We start from the raw sequence: 16,144 nt of genomic DNA, 5'->3' as shown, positions 1-16,144 counted from the left end.
CCCTGCTTGCCCTTGAGCATGTCGGAGAGCGACTTCAGCGGACGGTTGCCCGGGCCCGTGACGGGGCGGCCGCGGCGGCCGTTGTCGAACAGGCTGTCGACGGCTTCCTGCAGCATGCGCTTCTCGTTGTTGACGATGATCTCAGGAGCGCCCAGGTCCAGCAGACGCTTCAAGCGGTTGTTGCGGTTGATGACGCGGCGGTACAGGTCGTTCAGGTCCGACGTGGCGAAACGGCCGCCGTCAAGCTGCACCATGGGGCGCAAATCAGGCGGGATAACCGGGATAACGTCGAGGACCATGTCGCCGGGCTTGTTGGTGGACTTCAAGAACGCGTCGGCCACCTTCAGGCGCTTGATGGCCTTGGCGCGCTTCTGGCCCTTGCCCGTGGAAATGATCTCGCGCAGCTCCTCGGCCACGACGGCCAGATCCATGGCATCGAGCAGGTCGCGCACGGACTCGGCGCCCATGCCGCCCGTGAAGTAGTCGCGGTAGTTCAGGCGCATCTCGCGGTACAGGGCCTCGTCGGGCACGAGCTGCTTGGGCTCGATCTTCATGAAGGCGTCGAACGCATCCTGGCGCAGGGCCTTGCGCTCGTTGAACTCCTCGTAGATGTCGGCGACTTCCTCGTCGGCCTCCTCGGGCGTCATGCGCTCGTCTTCGTCCACCTCGTCGACGAAGTCGTCGTCTTCGGGAACGTAGCTGGTGGACAGCTTGCGCGTGGCCTCGACGAGGCGATCGCGCTCGGCATCCAGCTCCTCGAGGTCGGCCGCCAGCTCGTCGCGCAGCTCGTCCACATCCTCCTCGCGGGCCGCTTTGTCAACCGAGGTGATGATGGAAGAAGCGAAGTACAGTACCTTCTCCAACTCTTTCGGTGCGATATCCAAGAGGTAGCCCAGACGCGAAGGCGAACCCTTGAAGTACCAAATATGGCTGACCGGGGCGGCCAGCTCGATGTGGCCCATGCGCTCACGGCGAACCTTGCTGCGCGTCACCTCGACGCCGCAGCGCTCGCATACGATGCCCTTGAAGCGCACGCGCTTGTACTTGCCGCAAGCGCACTCCCAGTCCTTCGTGGGGCCGAAGATCTTCTCGCAGAACAAGCCGTCTTTCTCGGGCTTGAGCGTACGGTAGTTGATGGTCTCGGGCTTCTTCACCTCGCCGCGCGACCAGCTGCGCACATCCTCGGCGCTGGCGAGCGAAATACGCAGGGCGTCGAAATTGTTAACGTCGAATTCCGTCGTCATTTATCGCTCCTCTCCTTCACCGATCAGGTCGTTCGTATCTTTGTCGTCCACGACGTCGCTCATCAGCTCTCCCAGTTCGGCAGCGATGTCGTCGAGCGCATTCGCCGCGTCCTCTTCCGTCTTGCGCGCATCGGCCGCGATAGCCTCGAACAGCGCACGATCGCCAGCATCCTGACTCTCGGACCCCATGGTCACGTCGATGGCTTGATGGTCATGCCCCTCAAGCTCCACGTTCAGGCAGAGCGACTTCATTTCCTTCACCAGCACCTTAAAGCTCTCGGGTACCTCGGCAGCCGGGATGTTCTCGCCCTTGACGATGGACTCGTAGGACTTCACACGGCCGGCCGTGTCGTCGGACTTCACGGTGAGGATTTCCTGCAGCACGTTGGACGCGCCGTAGGCGTAGAGCGCCCACACTTCCATCTCGCCGAAGCGCTGGCCGCCGAACTGGGCCTTGCCGCCCAGCGGCTGCTGGGTAATCAGGCTGTAGGGGCCGGTCGAGCGGGCGTGGATCTTGTCGTCGACCATGTGGCCGAGTTTCAGGATGTAGCTCTGGCCAACCGTGATGGGCTCGCGGAACTTCTCGCCCGTGCGGCCGTCGTAGAGCCACGTCTTGCCGGTGCGGGACAGCTGGGGCACGAACTCGTCGCGCGCCAGGTCGCCGAACTTGGCATGGTTGATGTTGATAAGGTTGCGGTTCGCCTTCTCGATGGCGTCGGAGATCTCCTTTTCCGTGGCACCGTCGAATACGGGCGTAGCCACGTGCATGGGGCCTTCTACTACCTCGGTGGTGTTCTCAGCGTCAGACCAACCCCACTTCGCAGCCCAGCCCAGGTGGTTCTCCAGCAGCTGACCCACGTTCATACGTGAGGGAACGCCGAGCGGGTTCAGGATAACGTCGATGGGGGTGCCATCGGCCAAGTAGGGCATGTCCTCCAGTGGCAGCACGCGCGAGATAACGCCCTTGTTGCCGTGGCGGCCGGACAACTTGTCGCCCTGCTGAACTTTACGCTTCTGAGCTACGTAGATGCGCACGAGCTCGTTCACGCCGGGAGCCAGCTCGTCGCCGGCGGCGCGGGAGAAGCGGCTCATGCCGATGACGCGGCCACCAGAACCGTGAGGCACCTTGAGCGACGTGTCGCGTACCTCGCGAGCCTTCTCGCCGAAGATGGCGCGCAGCAGGCGCTCCTCGGCCGTAAGCTCCGTCTCGCCCTTGGGCGTGACCTTGCCCACCAGCACGTCGCCCGGGAATACCTCGGCGCCCACGCGGATGATGCCGTCGGCATCCAGGTCGGAGATCATGTCGTCGGAGATGTTCGGGATCTCGCGGGTGATCTCCTCAGGGCCGAGCTTCGTGTCGCGCGCATCAACCTCGTACTCCGAGATATGGATGGACGTGAGCAGGTCTTCGGACACCACGCGCTCGGACACGATGATGGCGTCCTCGTAGTTGTAGCCTTCCCATGGCATGTAGGCCACCATGAGGTTCTGACCGAGCGCCAGCTCGCCGCCGTCGCAGGACGGGCCGTCAGCCAGCACGTCGCCCTTCTGCACCTCGTCGCCCTTGCGGACAAGGGGGCGGTGGTTGATGCAGCCGGACTGGTTGGAGCGCTGGAACTTGGGGATGAGGTACTCGTCGTACTCGCCGCCATTGTTCAGCACGATGATGGTCTGGCCGTCGACGTAATCGACGACGCCCGAGTTCTGGGCGACGAGGATCTCGCCGGAATCAACCGCGATGCGGTGCTCGATGCCGGTGCCGACCAGGGGCGCGTCGGGGCGCAGCAACGGCACGGCCTGACGCTGCATGTTCGAGCCCATGAGGGCGCGGTTCGCGTCGTCGTGCTCAAGGAACGGGATGAGCGAGGTGGCCACGGATACCATCTGGCGCGGCGACACGTCCATGTAGTCGATGCGCGCGGGCGGCACCTCGTCGGGCTCGCCAAACACGCCGTCGGCGTCCTTCGTACGGCAGAGCACCTTCTTGTCCACCGTGAACGAGCCGTCCTCGGCGTAGGTGACGAACTGACGCGTTTCCAGGTCGAACGTCTCGTTGGCCTGGGCGATGGTGTACTTCTCCTCCTCGTCGGCCGTGAGGTAGTCGATGGTGTCGGTGACGAGGCCGTCGACGATGCGGCGGTAAGGCGTCTCGATGAAGCCATAAGGATTGATGCGGGCATAGGTTGCCAGCGAGCCGATGAGGCCGATGTTCGGGCCTTCAGGCGTCTCGATGGGGCACATGCGGCCGTAGTGGGACGTGTGGACGTCGCGCACCTCGAAGCCGGCGCGCTCGCGGGACAGGCCGCCCGGGCCGAGGGCCGACAGGCGACGCTTGTGCGTGATGCCGGCAGCGGGGTTCGTCTGGTCCATGAACTGCGACAGCTGCGAGCTTCCGAAGAACTCCTTGATGGATGCCACGATGGGGCGGATGTTCACCAGGGACTGCGGCGTGATCTCGTCGGGCTCCTGCATGCTCATGCGCTCGCGCACGACGCGCTCCATGCGGGACAGGCCGATGCGGAACTGGTTCTGGATCAGCTCGCCCACCGTGCGGATGCGGCGGTTGCCGAAGTGGTCGATGTCGTCGGTTTGCGCGCCATCGGTGCCGGCATGCAGCGCGACGATATATTGCATCGTCTTCACGATGTCGTCATCGGTGAGGGTCGAAGCCTCGAAGTCGGGATCGAATTCCAGCTTCTTGTTGATCTTGTAGCGGCCGACCTTCGCCAGGTCGTAGCGCTGCGGGTTAAAGAACAGGCCCTCAAGCAGCGTGCGGGCAGAGTCGATGGTGGGCGGCTCGCCGGGGCGGAAGCGCTTGTACAGCTCGATGAGCGACTCTTCCTTGGTAGTAGCCGGGTCGCGGTCGAGCGTGCGCAGCACCATCTCATCGGCGCCCAAGAGCTCGATGATCTCCTCGCGGGTCTCGGCCAGGCCGAGGGCGCGCACGAGCAGCGTTGCCGGCTGCTTGCGCTTGCGGTCGATGCGCACGGAGAGGATGTCGCGCTTGTCGGTTTCAAACTCGAGCCACGCACCGCGGCTCGGGATGACCTTGGCGTTGAAGATGGTCTTGTCGGATGTCTTGTCGCGCTCGGAGGCGAAGTACACGCCGGGCGAGCGTACGAGCTGGGACACGACCACGCGCTCGGTGCCGTTGATGATGAAGGTGCCGCGCGGTGTCATGAGCGGGAAGTCGCCCATGAACACGTCCTGCTCTTTGATCTCGCCAGTCTCGCGGTTGATGAACCGGATCTCGACGAAGAGCGGCGCCTGGTACGAGACGTCCTTCTCCTTGCACTCGTCAACCGAGTACTTGGGCTCGCCGAACTCGTGCTTGCCGAACTCGACGCACATGTCCTTGGTCGAGTTCTCGATGGGGCTGATGTCTTTGAAAGCATGCTCAAGACCTTCGCCCATGAAAAAGTCGAAACTGTCCGTCTGGATGGCGATCAGGTTCGGGACGTCCATGACGTCGGGAATCTTGGCGAAGCTTCTGCGGTTCCTATAAAGGCTGGTGGGGGCACTTGTTTTTGCGTGAGCCACGAGGCTTTTCCTCCTTCAAGTGAAGCCGTAAATCTGCAAAAAATCACAATTTCCTAAGATACTGCGGAAGATGGCCCGAGTCAAGGAAAATTTTTACAAACTGTGTGCATTTGCTGTTGATTTTGGCTTTTAACTGGGGAAATAGGGGGCAGATTTTTTCTTCCGCAGGCTGCAAAACACGGCCCGAAGACTGCTCGGGAAGACAGCAGCGATGCTGCAAAGATCACGGCAGCAACCTACCCGCGACGGTATTCTCGCTGGAGCACTTCGACAACATCAGGCGCCATCACCAAGAACAGTCGCACGAACTATACAATTCTACTGCGCCGCCCTGTAGTGCCGATACATTTCTTTTGCGAAGAAACCGGCTAGTGGAGTCAAACGTTGTGGGGCAATATTCTGCTCGATAATTTCGAATAACTCTTCCTCGGATTCGATGCCTAAGTACTCCATGAGAAAGAGGGCATCGGCTGCATCCTTACTATCCTCGCGTGCTGAGGTCAGCTTGAGAGCCAGCATTCCCCGGGCATTGGGAGCTTTTACGAGAAGAGCACCGAAGTCTCTAACCGTATCGACCGCTATGCGAGACGTATCGATGAAGCCTTTAGCGCCATCGTTGAGCCAATCGCTTTCAAGGCCATCACGCTCAGCGATTTCTGCAGCAATCGTACGCATCTTTGCCGCAGGCTCGAAGAGGGCGTCGATATCTTTAGTGGAGGGGCGGGCATCATAGACCATCGTCATGACAGCACCCCCACACAGAACAATTTCGCCACGTATACCCTCGTGCTCCATCGCACGGGATATCTCCTCGAGATAGCGCTCAATATCATCTTTAGACAACATGCAATCACGCCCTGCTCAAGATATTTTCACCAAGAAAAAGATTATGGGATTTAAACTCGCGTGGAGTGGTCTGCTCTAAATATTCGCGGAATTCGGGGTCTTGCGTATTGAACGCGTAGAAGGGCTCGGGTGCCACATACGTGTCACGCAGCGCCCATGCAGGAACGGGAAGACCGTGATCGTGAGCAAGCTTGTGTGCCGTTGCCGCCAAATCGTAGGGCCACCGGCCCTCGTTGTCACCACTCCACTGCGGCTCCTTCTCGATAAGGCGCGCTTTGTCCCGAGCATGGCGGAAATCGTCGAGGAACTGCGAAAATAAAAGTGTTGTGTCCTCGCCGACGCCAGCGGATGCTACCTCGGAAAGAGACAGGCGGTCGGCATCTGCGTCACGCACATAAGCAACCGCCCCCTTGCGCACAACTTCCGAAAACGTGGCACCGTGACTTTTGGCAAAAGACTCGATGCATTCAAGCTCTGCCGGATCGAACCGTATACCGATAGGCTTACTTTTCATGTCACGCTCCTTCGATCAGTATTGTGCTACAAATTGTAGCACAATAAGAGCTTTGCATCTAAGCACGTGCGCCGATTAAGGGGTATCTGCTTTATCTATCTGCTTTAGGTGCTTTACGCACCCACGGACACACCGTGCAGGTGTTCGCAGGGCGCATCGATCCATGTGCAGCACACCGATACTAGCGCGGGGTGGCGATGAACTTCTCGAGCAAAGCGCAGGGCTGATAGCTCATCTTATTCTCGCGCATACCGGGAAAGCCCAGGTCCTCTTCGAGGTTGAGGTACGGGGCGCGGCCGAGGACGGCACCTGCCTGCTCGCGCAAAAGGACGCGCCAGATATAGCGATAGTCCAGGTTGCCCTTCAGCACCATGACGTCGAAGGCACCGCCAGGAAGCAGGCTGCCGTAGGCATAACCCTCTACCTGCGAGCCGATGCGCATGAGGATACCCTCGAGGTCGAGTTCCCGGAAGTGGTCCAAATCCAGCAGGATCTTGCGATGTTCTAGCTCCAGCGGATGTTCATCGGTACCGCGGCGGCGGCTGCTCTCGAACCAGCGCTGCTGGAACGCGCGCAGCTCATCGAGATGAGCAAGCCCGATCGGCTCGAAAACGATGCCGGAAGCGCCGTAGAGCTGATGGAACTTGTTCACCTCGCGACGCTTTTTCGCAAGGCCCGGGCCGGCGTAAGCAGCAAGGTCCTCGGTGCGGTACAGGTAGTCGGCGAAGGCGCGGTCGGACGTGAACGAATAGGCACCGGGAGCCCCGACCTCCAGCCGTTGCTTTTCCTGCGGCGTGATGCCGACGAAGCAGAAGGGACCGCCCGCACGACACACCTCATCGACAAGCCCTGCCGCCTCGCGCACAAGGTCGGCACCACCAAGCGGCAGGAAATACGCCGTCGCGTGCGGCAGGCGCCGCGTCTGCCGCACGTAGAGCATTCCGCCTTCAAGACAGATTTCCAGGCCGTACTTCTCTTGCAGCGAGTACAGGTTAGCCCACCCCAGCGTGGAGTCGTTGCGCCGCAGGGGCGCAAGCACGTTATCGACGGCATCCTTGTCCGCCACCTGCAAAGATCTGAATTCCATACGCCACACATTCCGTCGAGGTGAGGGCACCTATTATGGCAGTCGATGCAGGGAGCGGCAACTCTGCCTCCTATGTATAGGCGATAGCGGCCTTGTCGTTCAGGGTTCCTCACACCCAAAGCCGCCTTTGCAACGACGTGTATGCTACGCCGGATAACGGGGGGGGCGACGTATCGCCTCATGAGGTGAATCACCTGGTGAAGTGTCCTGAACATCCTCATCAACGCCATGCCCTTCGCTGTAATCGTCCTTAACAACGACGGGACGGTGCTCAACGTCAACGCAAAGACCGAAGAGTATTTCTGCGTCGCGCGAGAAGAAGTGCTCGGCGGCAATTTCGACCAGTGGCGGCGGCGCGTGCTTACCGGCTTGTACAATCGGCGCTACCTCTACGAATACCTCGGTTCATGCAAAAGCATCCGGATCACCCTGCTCTACCTCGACCTTGACGACTTCAAAGGCATCAACGACCGCTACGGCCACCAAGCCGGCGACACAGTGCTCATCGCAACAAGCACGCTGCTCGCCCAGTCATTTCCGCGCGACACCGTAGTACGCATGGGTGGGGACGAATTTATCGTAACCGTCATCGACGACCGTCCGCTCGAGGTGGTTGAAGAGCAGGCACAGGCGTTCTTGGCAGCCCTGAAGGGCCACTTCGAGGCAGCCGAGAGTCCGTGGGAGGTCACGGGAAGCGCCGGCATCGCAAGCACGGAGGACCTCGACCTGCCCATCGATTCCCTTATCAAGCAGGGAGACGCCGCTCTTTACGCAGCGAAACGCGCGGGCAAGTCACGCTGCTGCCTCTGGTCGGCGAACTTCGAGCACTAAGAGCGACGAATTCCAGTGACCCCGCAGCATGGCCGGGTCACTGGGGATAAGCCGGGGATAAGCAGGTACGAGAAGAAGCAGCAACCCGTTTACACACCCTTTTCAAGCTGGAAGTTGCCACTTATTATAGTAAGGTTGATAGGAATGCCTCCGTCTTTGTAGCGATAGATGTTCTCACCCTCCTCCACTACCTCAAACGTATTGCGGAAGCTGTAGCTGCCCGAGACACAGTCGGCCTTTAAGGTGAACCCATCGTTTTCAGGAATAGTCATGCTCACGTTCCCGCTGGCCATGTCGGCGCTGATGGTTTTCGGGCACGTGCTTTCGCAGGTAACCTCAGCCTTGCCTGAAGCCACGTTCGTACGCACACTCTCGGCGAACACGCCCCGCACGCGCATCGTGCCGCTGGCTGCGTCCAGGTCGAGCTGGCGCGCCCGCACGCCCTGCGCGTCCAGCTTGCCCGAAGCGAGCTGGACTTGCAGCTTGTCGCAGGAAATGCCGTCTACCGCGTAGTCGCCGGATGCGCCGTCGATGCTCAAGAGGCCCATGCTCGCCGCAAGCGACTTCGGCACGCGCACCTCAAGGTGCTTGGAAGCTAGGCTCATGCAAGACCATCCGCTGCCGTAATCGACCTTCAACGTATCGCCCGTCACCGACCAGCGCAGGGACTGCGCCTTCGACAGCGAGCCGTTGGATGTTTCGACGAGTTCTATCTCATTGCCCTCGCCCTCGCCCACGGCCACGCTTGCCGAACCGGCTGCCCAGTCTATTTCGATATTTCTGATGCTGGTTGCTTCGACGCTTGTGCTCCCTAACATCTGGCCGGCACCTCCCGGATGCCAGAACCTCCACGAAGAACAGCTGCCGAAACCGAGTACGCCGAACAACGCCAGGGTAAGCAGAACGACAAGCGCAATCTTCACATACGATTGAGAAGTAAGCTTCGCCATACGTCCGCCCTCCTATTTCCGGTAGTTCGGATCGTTTTCGATGATGTGCGCGATCCAGTAGTACGACGGAATGGTAAGGAAGACCACCCAGGCAGGGTGCCAGACACCAAAGAAGAAGCCCGAAAGAAGGAACACCACCACACACAGGACAGGGTATGGGAATGTCATCCAAGGACCGTTTTTCTTGCTCGGCGCGGGCTGGCCGTAGGGCTGCTGCTGGTAGCCGGCAGGCGGCGGGGGCACAGCCCCTTGTTCGGCAGCCTTTGTCTGTTCGGTCGCTTGGGCCTGCGTCGCGGCAGCCACCTGGGCAGCAGCGCGCGAGGCTGCCTGAGTGGCAGCCTTTGCCTGTTCGGCCGACTGCGCTTGCGCCGTAGCGGCTGCGGCAGCGGCCCGGGCGGCTGCCTGGGCAGCAGCGCTTGCCACTTCGACAGCAGTACGCGCCTGAGCTTCGGTGCTTTCCGTCTTGTCTCGCGCTTCGAACTTCACATCGTCGGCAATATCGTCGTCGACGCGCAGCAGCTCATCTAAGGTGATGCCGTATAGCTTGGCAAGCGCGATAAGGTTCCCCGTATCGGGCGAGGATTCCGCGCGCTCCCACTTCGACACCGCCTGGCGTGAGAGACCCAGACTCTCGGCTAGCTCCTCTTGGCTGTATCCCTTGTCGCGACGCATCTCGGCGAGACGCCGGGCGATTTCCACGTTCATGAAAGATCCCTTCCGTGTTGCTTGAGCCATAACTTTTCTCTTTCGTCCACGGATTCAAAGGTACGGTCGCATGAGCGGTTGCACCAGCAAGTCTGGTAAGCATTTTACGCAACCGGCGGTTGCGTATGCGTGTGAGAAGGGATTTTGATAGAGAGGATTGAAAAGCAGTGACATTTGTCATGGTCCCCCCTGCGAGCAAATCACGGTATGGATCATCGAAAGCCTGGGACAGCGCGACCGATACGAGGGCATCCGCACGCGCTCCCAACTACCTGCCAGCATACGCCTCTAGCGCATGTGGTCGCGCAAGGCTTTGAGTTTGGCCAAGGTAGCAGGGTCGATGCGAGAAGCCACAGTGTTCTTCTCGGCCACCTTCGGAGTGTCGTCAAGGCGGGCCTCTTCGTAGTGCATACCCAGTTCGCGGGAGAAACCGTCAGCACTCATGCGGTCCACGCCGAAGCCAAAGACGGTATCCTGGATGGTAGCGTCGCTCGTAACGACAAGCGTCTCCACCTGACGCTCGCGCGCGTCGTGGGCCAGCTTCTCGATAACCTTGTCGGCCGACTGTCCAGCCGGCGAGAACATGATGCGCACGCCCCCCACTGTCTGGATATCGCCCGTGGAGAACGCATTGCGCGCGCCGTCGAACACGACGATAGCACGCCAATCGCGGCCGGCGTAGTTCACCACATCATTGATGAGCGTCTCGCGGGCAGTGTTGAAAGTGTCGTCGGTGTAATCGGGACCCGTGATGCGCTGATAGCGACTACCGGAGCGCAACACGTTGTACCCGTCGACGAGAAGCAGTTTTTTTCGCTGGCTAGCCACAATTCAACCTACGAGTTTTGGCGAAGCCATTCGTACATACACGCCGTGGAAGCCTGCGCTACGTTCAGGGAGGCCACTTCGCCCTCAATAGGCAGCTTCACCAAGAAGTCGCAACTTTCCTTCACCACGCGGGAGAGCCCTTCCGCCTCGTTGCCCATGACGAGCGCGATCTTGCCCTTCAGGTTCGACTTCCAGATAACATCTTCGGCATGCTCGCTCGCCCCGGCAATCCAGAAGCCGCGTTCCTTGAGGCGCGCCATGACCTGGATAAGGTTCGGCACCTGCGCCACGGGAAGATGCGCGATGGCACCCGCCGAGCTCTTGTAGGTGGAGGCATCCACTCGCGCGCTGCGCTTGTTCGGGATGACGATGCCGCTAGCACCCACAACCTCGGCACTGCGGGCGATGGCACCCAAGTTGCCCGCATCGGTCAGATGGTCCAGGATAATCACGATCGCACGGCCATCATGGCTGTCGGCGTAAGAGGCCGCTGCGGCCTCGATCTGTGTGATATCGACGTAGCCGAAGGGCTTCGCCTCGGCCATGACGCCTTGATGGCTGCCGCGAGCGGACTTCTCTTCCAGCTCCTTGCGCGGCACGGTGACGACAGGAACGTCGAAGCGTTTGGCCTTGCGCAGAATGTCCTCTACCAGGCTGTCGCGTTTCGTGTTGTCGGCCAGAAGTACGCGCTTCATGGGCACCTGCGTGCGCAGGGCCTCGATGACGGGACGCTTGCCCTCGATGTAATCTGCCATTGGTATTCGCTTTCCGCAGAAGTGGCGTGCTATTCGGTACATGCCCTGCGCATCGGAGTTCATATTCGGTTGGAAAGTGTACCACGAGGCACCGAGTTGCATGGATGCACCGATAAAATCAGCGCGAATGCGCACGACACCTATGACGCCGGAGCGCTAAAAATCGACCATTTCATATTCCAAGCAGGTTGGACGGTACAGACCGACGAATTCTGCAGGCGTCATGGCCGGAACCGGGGAATGGGCGAAGTCGGCCTTGTTACGCGTGACGATGAAATCGACTTCGTGGCGCTTAGCCGTGTAGGCTATCAAAGCATCCTCGAAATCCGCCATATCGCTTTCGCGGGCGCAGCGACAATCCGCGTCGATCACATCCAGGGTTTCGGCAATCTCCATTATCGACCCGAAGGCATCGCGCGACTCCTTGCGCGGCAGGTACTTGCGCGCAGAAAGCAAGTACACGATGCTTGGGGCCATGCTCGAAGTAACGCACGGCTCAAAATTCTTGAACAAGGCGATATCGAATGCTTGGTACGACTCGGCAAAATCGTCGGTGCTCCCCCAGATGTCGATAACGACGTTGACGTCGAACAGCACTTTCATATGCGAACACCAGGTCGATGCTTCCATTCAAGATACTTGCGGCGTTCTTCACGATAATCGAAATCAGGAGGGACGGATACTATGCCGACCATCGACCGCAGCAACTCGCGCTTCCGGCGAATTTCCTCCCGCTCCGACAGCGCTGAATCTTTCAGAAACGTCGGTATCTCCTGGGTTTCCTCCAGTTGGCAGAAGAGATCACGCACCACTTTCGACACGCTCACGCCCTCTCGCGAGAGAACTTGCATCCCGCGCTCCTTCAAGTCTTCAGGCAGACGTACGTTCAATGTAGCCATGGCTGGCATGAGGCCTCCTTTCATTTTTGCTTTTCACGATCATAACAGGTTGCATTACGTAATGCAACCTGTTGCTAAGTTCACCTAGGCCTCCTCTAGACTACTCAAGCCGCCTACTGCTTGTCCTTGCGGCGCTTGCGCTTCGCCATGCGAGCCCCACCTTGCAGGAACACGCCGGAAATCAACCTCCTCACCGAACCGACACCACGTGCAACATGCGGTGTCAAGTCGGCTTCGGGGCGGGTCTTCCAATCGAAGTACACGCTCCAATAGCGCAGGAACACGACGACGAACACGCACGCCACGCCCGCAAGGGGCAGCGGGCACCCCGCATAGGCCAGCACGACGAACAAAAGCGCCCCGCCAAGGCCCGCCACTGCATAGAAGTTTGATTGCCGGAAGATGCCAGGCGTCTCCCCCACGCAGATATCGCGCACCGCACCTCCGCCCACCGCCGTGATGGCACCCAGTATCACACAGAGCACGAAACCCTCGCCGAACGCGAAGGCCTTGCTCGCTCCAGCCAGTGCGAACAAGCCTACCGACAAGGCATCGGCAAAAAACACCGTAGCATCGAGATGCTTGAACAGCCCCCGGAAGTAGAACACGAACACGCAGATGATTATGCAGATGACCACCAAGTCGGGATGGGACGTGAAATACACGCCCGTGCCCTGCATGAGCGTATCGCGGATGATGCCGCCGCCGTAGCCCGTCAGCAACCCCAAAACGACGGTACCAATGATGTCGAGCTTACGATCGCACGCGAACAGCGCGCCCGTGAGCACGCCCACGACGACAGAGAAGTAGTCGATCCCCCACGGTACCGTGAGCGCCTGTCCTTCAGCGAATGCTGAGCCGATGAACCCCACGATGTCCATGCACGCCTCCATCCCACAATCGTTTGACACGGCAGAGCGGCGACATCGATACCCAGCCATCCGCGCCGTACAACCCAACGCATTATAGCGCCCCGATCCCACCTCGCGAAGACGCGGGGAGGAGCGGGGCGCGGGCATTAAGAAAAAGCAGATGCGGGTTGATTGCGAAGGAGGGTGCTTCTTGCGCGAACGCGACAGCACTGAGGCAAGAGCCGAAACGGCGCAGCAAAGAACGGTCCTTTACAGCGCCGTGCCCTTCGTGGGAATCGTCAGGCCGCCAAGATCGACGCCCTCGAGCTTCAACAAAGCGATCTTCTTCTGCAAACCGCCGGCGTAGCCCGTCAAGCTGCCGCCCGAGCCTACGACGCGGTGACAGGGCAGGATGATCGAAATCGGGTTGTGCCCCACCGCTCCCCCGACCGCGCGGGCGGACGTGCGCGAGCCTGTCTGCTCCGCGATGCGCTGGGCTAATTCGCCGTACGTCACGAGCTTCCCGTAGGGGATGTCGGCGAGCATCGCCCATACGCGCTGGCGAAACGCCGTACCGCGCGGGGCGACCGCCGGGATGGGGCCGGGCTCCTCGCCCGCAAAGTAACGGTCGAGCCATGCGCGCGCTTGCGTGAGCACCGGAAGATCGGGGCACTGCTCAAATGCCCCGAGCGTCGATTCGAAATACTTCTGCCCGTCGAGCCAAAGTCCCACGAGAGCGTCGCCGTCGCTGGCAACCGTAAGGGGCCCGACGGGCGAGGCAAAGGTGTCGAGGTAGTCCATGGAGGTGCTCCTATCGTTGAGAGATTGCTACGCGGAAGGGAGAGAACGCTTTACGGCATCCGGCTCGCCTGTCGATGCTGCGGGGTCGTGCGGCGCCGACCACAGCGACATGACGGCGTAAGAACGCCAGGGGCTCCAAGCCTCGGACAGCCGGGCCAGTTCGCGCGGCTTGAGGCCGGGAAACGCGTTCTTCACCCCCAAGTCGGTGGCAGGAAACGCGTCGGGATGCCCGTAGGCGCGCATAAGCAGGTACTGCACCGTCCAATCCCCGATACCAGGGATCGCGGCAAGCGCGCGGGCTTCGGCCTCGAGGTCGGCACCGGGCTTGAGCGTCACCTCACCTGAGCAGAGGGAACGCGCCAGCGTGCAGATAGCCCGCGCGCGCTGCGCGATGACGCCCAGCTGCCCTAGGCGCTCGGCCGCGTCAGGCGCGCAGAATGCTGCGGGCGACGGGAACGCCGTCGTAAGCGCAGCATGCGGCGTCTGCATGGGCGTGCCGAAGGCCGCCGCCACGCGGCCCGCCATGGTGCCGGCAGCCTTCACCGTAACCTGCTGACCCAGGATGGCACGCACGGCCATCTCGAAACCGTCGAAGCTGCAGGGAAGCCTGATGCCGGGAATACGACTGGCCGCAGGCACCCGTGCGTGGAAGTCGGCAAGGCCCGCCTCCACCACCGCGGGCAAGCAGTCAGCGTCGAAAAGACGGCGGACGCGAGCCACCACCAACGGCAAGTCGCCGAACAGCTCGGGTGACACCGTGAGGGCAAGGCGATTGCGCGTAGGGTCGTCAGCAACCTTGATCCAGCCGATGCGCGACCGCGCGCCCACCTCTCCGACCTGGCTCAGCGAAGCTTCGCAAGCCAGGGAGAGAAGGCCGTCGTCCGGGGCTAGCGGTGCAGTTTCACGCGCAGGGTCGAGGACATACGACGATCCGCTTAAGCGCACCGTGCGCATATATGCTCCCCCCTCGACCGCCTCGACACCCGCGATGGAGCGCAGACGCAGGAAATCGAGCAGCAGGTCAAACCGATACGGAGGACGATAGCCGATATGCAAGACAATGGGACCCGCACAAACACGCGTCGCCCCCTCGGCCGCTTTCGCGCGAAAGCGGCTAGGAGGCATGCGGTAGTTCTCCAAGAACGCGTCGTTGAAGCGACGCACCGACGAGAACCCGCAAGCGTAGGCAACGCGCGTTACCGGCAAGTCGGTATCGGTGAGCAGGCTCTTCGCCAAAAGAAGGCGGCAAGTGGTGCGATAAGCCGTCGGCGTCACACCGAACGTGCGCTCGAACAGGCGGCGCAACTGCCGCTCGGACAATCCCAGCTGTGACGAGATGTCGGCCACGCGACAAGAACCCGCATGCTCGCGGATGATCGCAGCAGCACGCTGAACGACCTGGTCGGTATCGGACGCAAGGGGCGCGCCGGGAGCCAGCTCGGGACGGCACTTGAGACAGGGACGAAAGCCCGCAGCCTCTGCCTGCGCCGCACTGCGGAAGAACGTGCAGTTCTCGCGTTTCGGCATCTTGGCCGGGCACACCGCACGGCAGTAGATGCCGGTCGACCTGACGCCGACGAAGAACAGCCCGTCGAACCGCGCGTCATGGGCGCGTAAAGCCGCCCAGCACGTATCGTCGTCGGGCAGCATCGCACCCATGAACGCGACGGACGAAACGACCTCTTCCCCCTGCCCGTCCACCATGAGCGCATCCTTTCGCACGATTATCTCCGGCACTCATGAAACCACACCCCGCGATGAGATGCTAGCCGTTTTCGGACATGCAAGCTAGCCGATCGCCGAAGCGCGCTGCCACGCCAATATGCGCTCGGCAAGCGTGAGCACGTGGCAGAAATAACCCTCCGGGAAAGTTTCGGCAACGCGATCGCGGAAAGCACCGACCCAGTTCAGAGGATGCTCCTCTATGAATTCCCTCACCTGCTCCGAGCCCACCGGACCGTCCCCAGCAACCTGAGCACAGCGCGCCCGCCCCACACTCTCATCATCGCCCACAAAGACCCGCGCACAGAGCACCGACAGGTACAGCAACTCAATACCCAGGTGGTCTTCGTACTGGTTGTTGTCGTTGCGCACCTCGAGCCCCACCGCACGCAGCAGCTCGCGCATCCGGAACGTCGCCTCGCCGAAGCCGACGGTCACGCCCTCGGAGCGGTAGAATGTCTCCCACGGAGGGGCTGCCGGAGACGGCGGGCCTACGAACAGGCGCGTGTACTCTACGGCAACCTGCTCTGCGGCGGCCTCTTCGCCGAGCGGAGCCGCCCGGTCCGCGTAG

General features: G+C 61.0%; 15 protein-coding genes and 1 pseudogene. 1 reads left to right on the top strand and 15 read right to left on the bottom strand.

Translation table 11 applies throughout. From position 1 onward, the window contains the following. From RR842_RS06755 to RR842_RS06735, 5 genes and pseudogenes are all read right to left on the bottom strand, one after another. Positions 1-1,244 (bottom strand): annotated as a pseudogene (locus RR842_RS06755) (DNA-directed RNA polymerase subunit beta'); the annotation flags it as partial. After that, entirely contained in the window at positions 1,245-4,784 is a 3,540-nt protein-coding gene (locus RR842_RS06750; protein WP_332511790.1) for a DNA-directed RNA polymerase subunit beta, read from the bottom strand. 318 nt (positions 4,785-5,102) lie between these two features. Next, positions 5,103-5,630, bottom strand: coding sequence for a hypothetical protein (locus RR842_RS06745; RefSeq protein WP_332511792.1), 528 nt, complete (start codon positions 5,628-5,630; stop codon positions 5,103-5,105). Positions 5,631-5,634: 4 nt separating this feature from the next. Further along, on the bottom strand, positions 5,635-6,144 hold the full coding sequence (locus tag RR842_RS06740) for a hypothetical protein (RefSeq protein WP_332729304.1): 510 nt from the start codon (positions 6,142-6,144) through the stop codon (positions 5,635-5,637). 181 nt (positions 6,145-6,325) lie between these two features. Beyond that, positions 6,326-7,231 carry a phosphatidylglycerol lysyltransferase domain-containing protein gene (locus RR842_RS06735; RefSeq protein WP_332729303.1) on the bottom strand — a complete coding sequence of 302 codons (906 nt, stop codon included), beginning with the start codon at positions 7,229-7,231 and terminating at the stop codon, positions 6,326-6,328. Positions 7,232-7,459: 228 nt separating this feature from the next. On the opposite strand from RR842_RS06735, the gene RR842_RS06730 reads away from it, so the two are divergent. Beyond that, entirely contained in the window at positions 7,460-8,062 is a 603-nt protein-coding gene (locus tag RR842_RS06730; RefSeq protein WP_332729302.1) for a sensor domain-containing diguanylate cyclase, read from the top strand. Between the two features lie 89 nt (positions 8,063-8,151). On the opposite strand, the gene RR842_RS06725 is transcribed toward RR842_RS06730, so the two are convergent. The 10 genes from RR842_RS06725 to RR842_RS06680 form a co-directional block, all read right to left on the bottom strand. Then, positions 8,152-9,012 carry a DUF4097 family beta strand repeat-containing protein gene (locus RR842_RS06725; protein WP_332729301.1) on the bottom strand — a complete coding sequence of 287 codons (861 nt, stop codon included), beginning with the start codon at positions 9,010-9,012 and terminating at the stop codon, positions 8,152-8,154. A gap of 12 nt (positions 9,013-9,024) precedes the next feature. Next, on the bottom strand, positions 9,025-9,717 hold the full coding sequence (locus RR842_RS06720; protein ID WP_332565200.1) for a helix-turn-helix transcriptional regulator: 693 nt from the start codon (positions 9,715-9,717) through the stop codon (positions 9,025-9,027). Between the two features lie 288 nt (positions 9,718-10,005). Beyond that, positions 10,006-10,545, bottom strand: coding sequence for an NYN domain-containing protein (locus tag RR842_RS06715; RefSeq protein WP_332511800.1), 540 nt, complete (start codon positions 10,543-10,545; stop codon positions 10,006-10,008). Positions 10,546-10,553: 8 nt separating this feature from the next. Further along, a complete protein-coding gene (rlmB, locus tag RR842_RS06710; protein WP_332511802.1) occupies positions 10,554-11,300 on the bottom strand; it encodes a 23S rRNA (guanosine(2251)-2'-O)-methyltransferase RlmB in 747 nt (248 codons plus the stop codon). A 156-nt stretch (positions 11,301-11,456) separates the two neighbouring features. Beyond that, a complete protein-coding gene (locus tag RR842_RS06705) occupies positions 11,457-11,930 on the bottom strand; it encodes a PIN domain-containing protein (RefSeq protein ID WP_332553203.1) in 474 nt (157 codons plus the stop codon). Further along, positions 11,900-12,208: a hypothetical protein gene (locus tag RR842_RS06700; protein WP_332511804.1), complete on the bottom strand. Its 309-nt coding sequence runs from the start codon at positions 12,206-12,208 to the stop codon at positions 11,900-11,902. The genes RR842_RS06705 and RR842_RS06700 overlap by 31 nt, the downstream gene beginning before the upstream one ends. Positions 12,209-12,312: 104 nt before the next feature. Beyond that, the gene (locus tag RR842_RS06695; protein ID WP_332511806.1) at positions 12,313-13,080 is read right to left on the bottom strand and encodes a TRIC cation channel family protein; all 768 of its coding nucleotides are present in this window, start codon (positions 13,078-13,080) and stop codon (positions 12,313-12,315) included. A gap of 240 nt (positions 13,081-13,320) precedes the next feature. Beyond that, a complete protein-coding gene (locus RR842_RS06690) occupies positions 13,321-13,851 on the bottom strand; it encodes a methylated-DNA--[protein]-cysteine S-methyltransferase (RefSeq protein ID WP_332517784.1) in 531 nt (176 codons plus the stop codon). A gap of 27 nt (positions 13,852-13,878) precedes the next feature. Continuing rightward, positions 13,879-15,555 (bottom strand): Ada metal-binding domain-containing protein, encoded by a 1,677-nt coding sequence (locus tag RR842_RS06685; RefSeq protein ID WP_332511808.1) that lies wholly within the window; start codon positions 15,553-15,555, stop codon positions 13,879-13,881. A gap of 84 nt (positions 15,556-15,639) precedes the next feature. Next, positions 15,640-16,144 (bottom strand): molecular chaperone TorD family protein (locus RR842_RS06680; protein ID WP_332729300.1); only part of this gene is annotated, 505 nt, incomplete at its 5' end.

This window comes from Gordonibacter sp., assembly GCF_036667095.1.
In the GTDB taxonomy this organism is placed as follows: domain Bacteria; phylum Actinomycetota; class Coriobacteriia; order Coriobacteriales; family Eggerthellaceae; genus Gordonibacter.
Note: the sequence above shows the minus strand (reverse complement) of the source record. Positions and strands in the feature narration are given on the sequence as shown.

Excerpts from the sequence above, each read along its gene's own strand:
- RR842_RS06745 (WP_332511792.1), bottom strand. The coding sequence starts at position 5,630 with ATGTTGTCTAAAGATGATATTGAGCGCTATCTCGAGGAGATATCCCGT.
- RR842_RS06740 (WP_332729304.1), bottom strand. The coding sequence starts at position 6,144 with ATGAAAAGTAAGCCTATCGGTATACGGTTCGATCCGGCAGAGCTTGAA.
- RR842_RS06735 (WP_332729303.1), bottom strand. The coding sequence starts at position 7,231 with ATGGAATTCAGATCTTTGCAGGTGGCGGACAAGGATGCCGTCGATAAC.
- RR842_RS06730 (WP_332729302.1), top strand. The coding sequence starts at position 7,460 with ATGCCCTTCGCTGTAATCGTCCTTAACAACGACGGGACGGTGCTCAAC.
- RR842_RS06725 (WP_332729301.1), bottom strand. The coding sequence starts at position 9,012 with ATGGCGAAGCTTACTTCTCAATCGTATGTGAAGATTGCGCTTGTCGTT.
- RR842_RS06720 (WP_332565200.1), bottom strand. The coding sequence starts at position 9,717 with ATGAACGTGGAAATCGCCCGGCGTCTCGCCGAGATGCGTCGCGACAAG.
- rlmB (WP_332511802.1), bottom strand. The coding sequence starts at position 11,300 with ATGGCAGATTACATCGAGGGCAAGCGTCCCGTCATCGAGGCCCTGCGC.
- RR842_RS06705 (WP_332553203.1), bottom strand. The coding sequence starts at position 11,930 with ATGGAAGCATCGACCTGGTGTTCGCATATGAAAGTGCTGTTCGACGTC.
- RR842_RS06700 (WP_332511804.1), bottom strand. The coding sequence starts at position 12,208 with ATGCCAGCCATGGCTACATTGAACGTACGTCTGCCTGAAGACTTGAAG.
- RR842_RS06695 (WP_332511806.1), bottom strand. The coding sequence starts at position 13,080 with ATGGACATCGTGGGGTTCATCGGCTCAGCATTCGCTGAAGGACAGGCG.
- RR842_RS06690 (WP_332517784.1), bottom strand. The coding sequence starts at position 13,851 with ATGGACTACCTCGACACCTTTGCCTCGCCCGTCGGGCCCCTTACGGTT.
- RR842_RS06685 (WP_332511808.1), bottom strand. The coding sequence starts at position 15,555 with ATGGTGGACGGGCAGGGGGAAGAGGTCGTTTCGTCCGTCGCGTTCATG.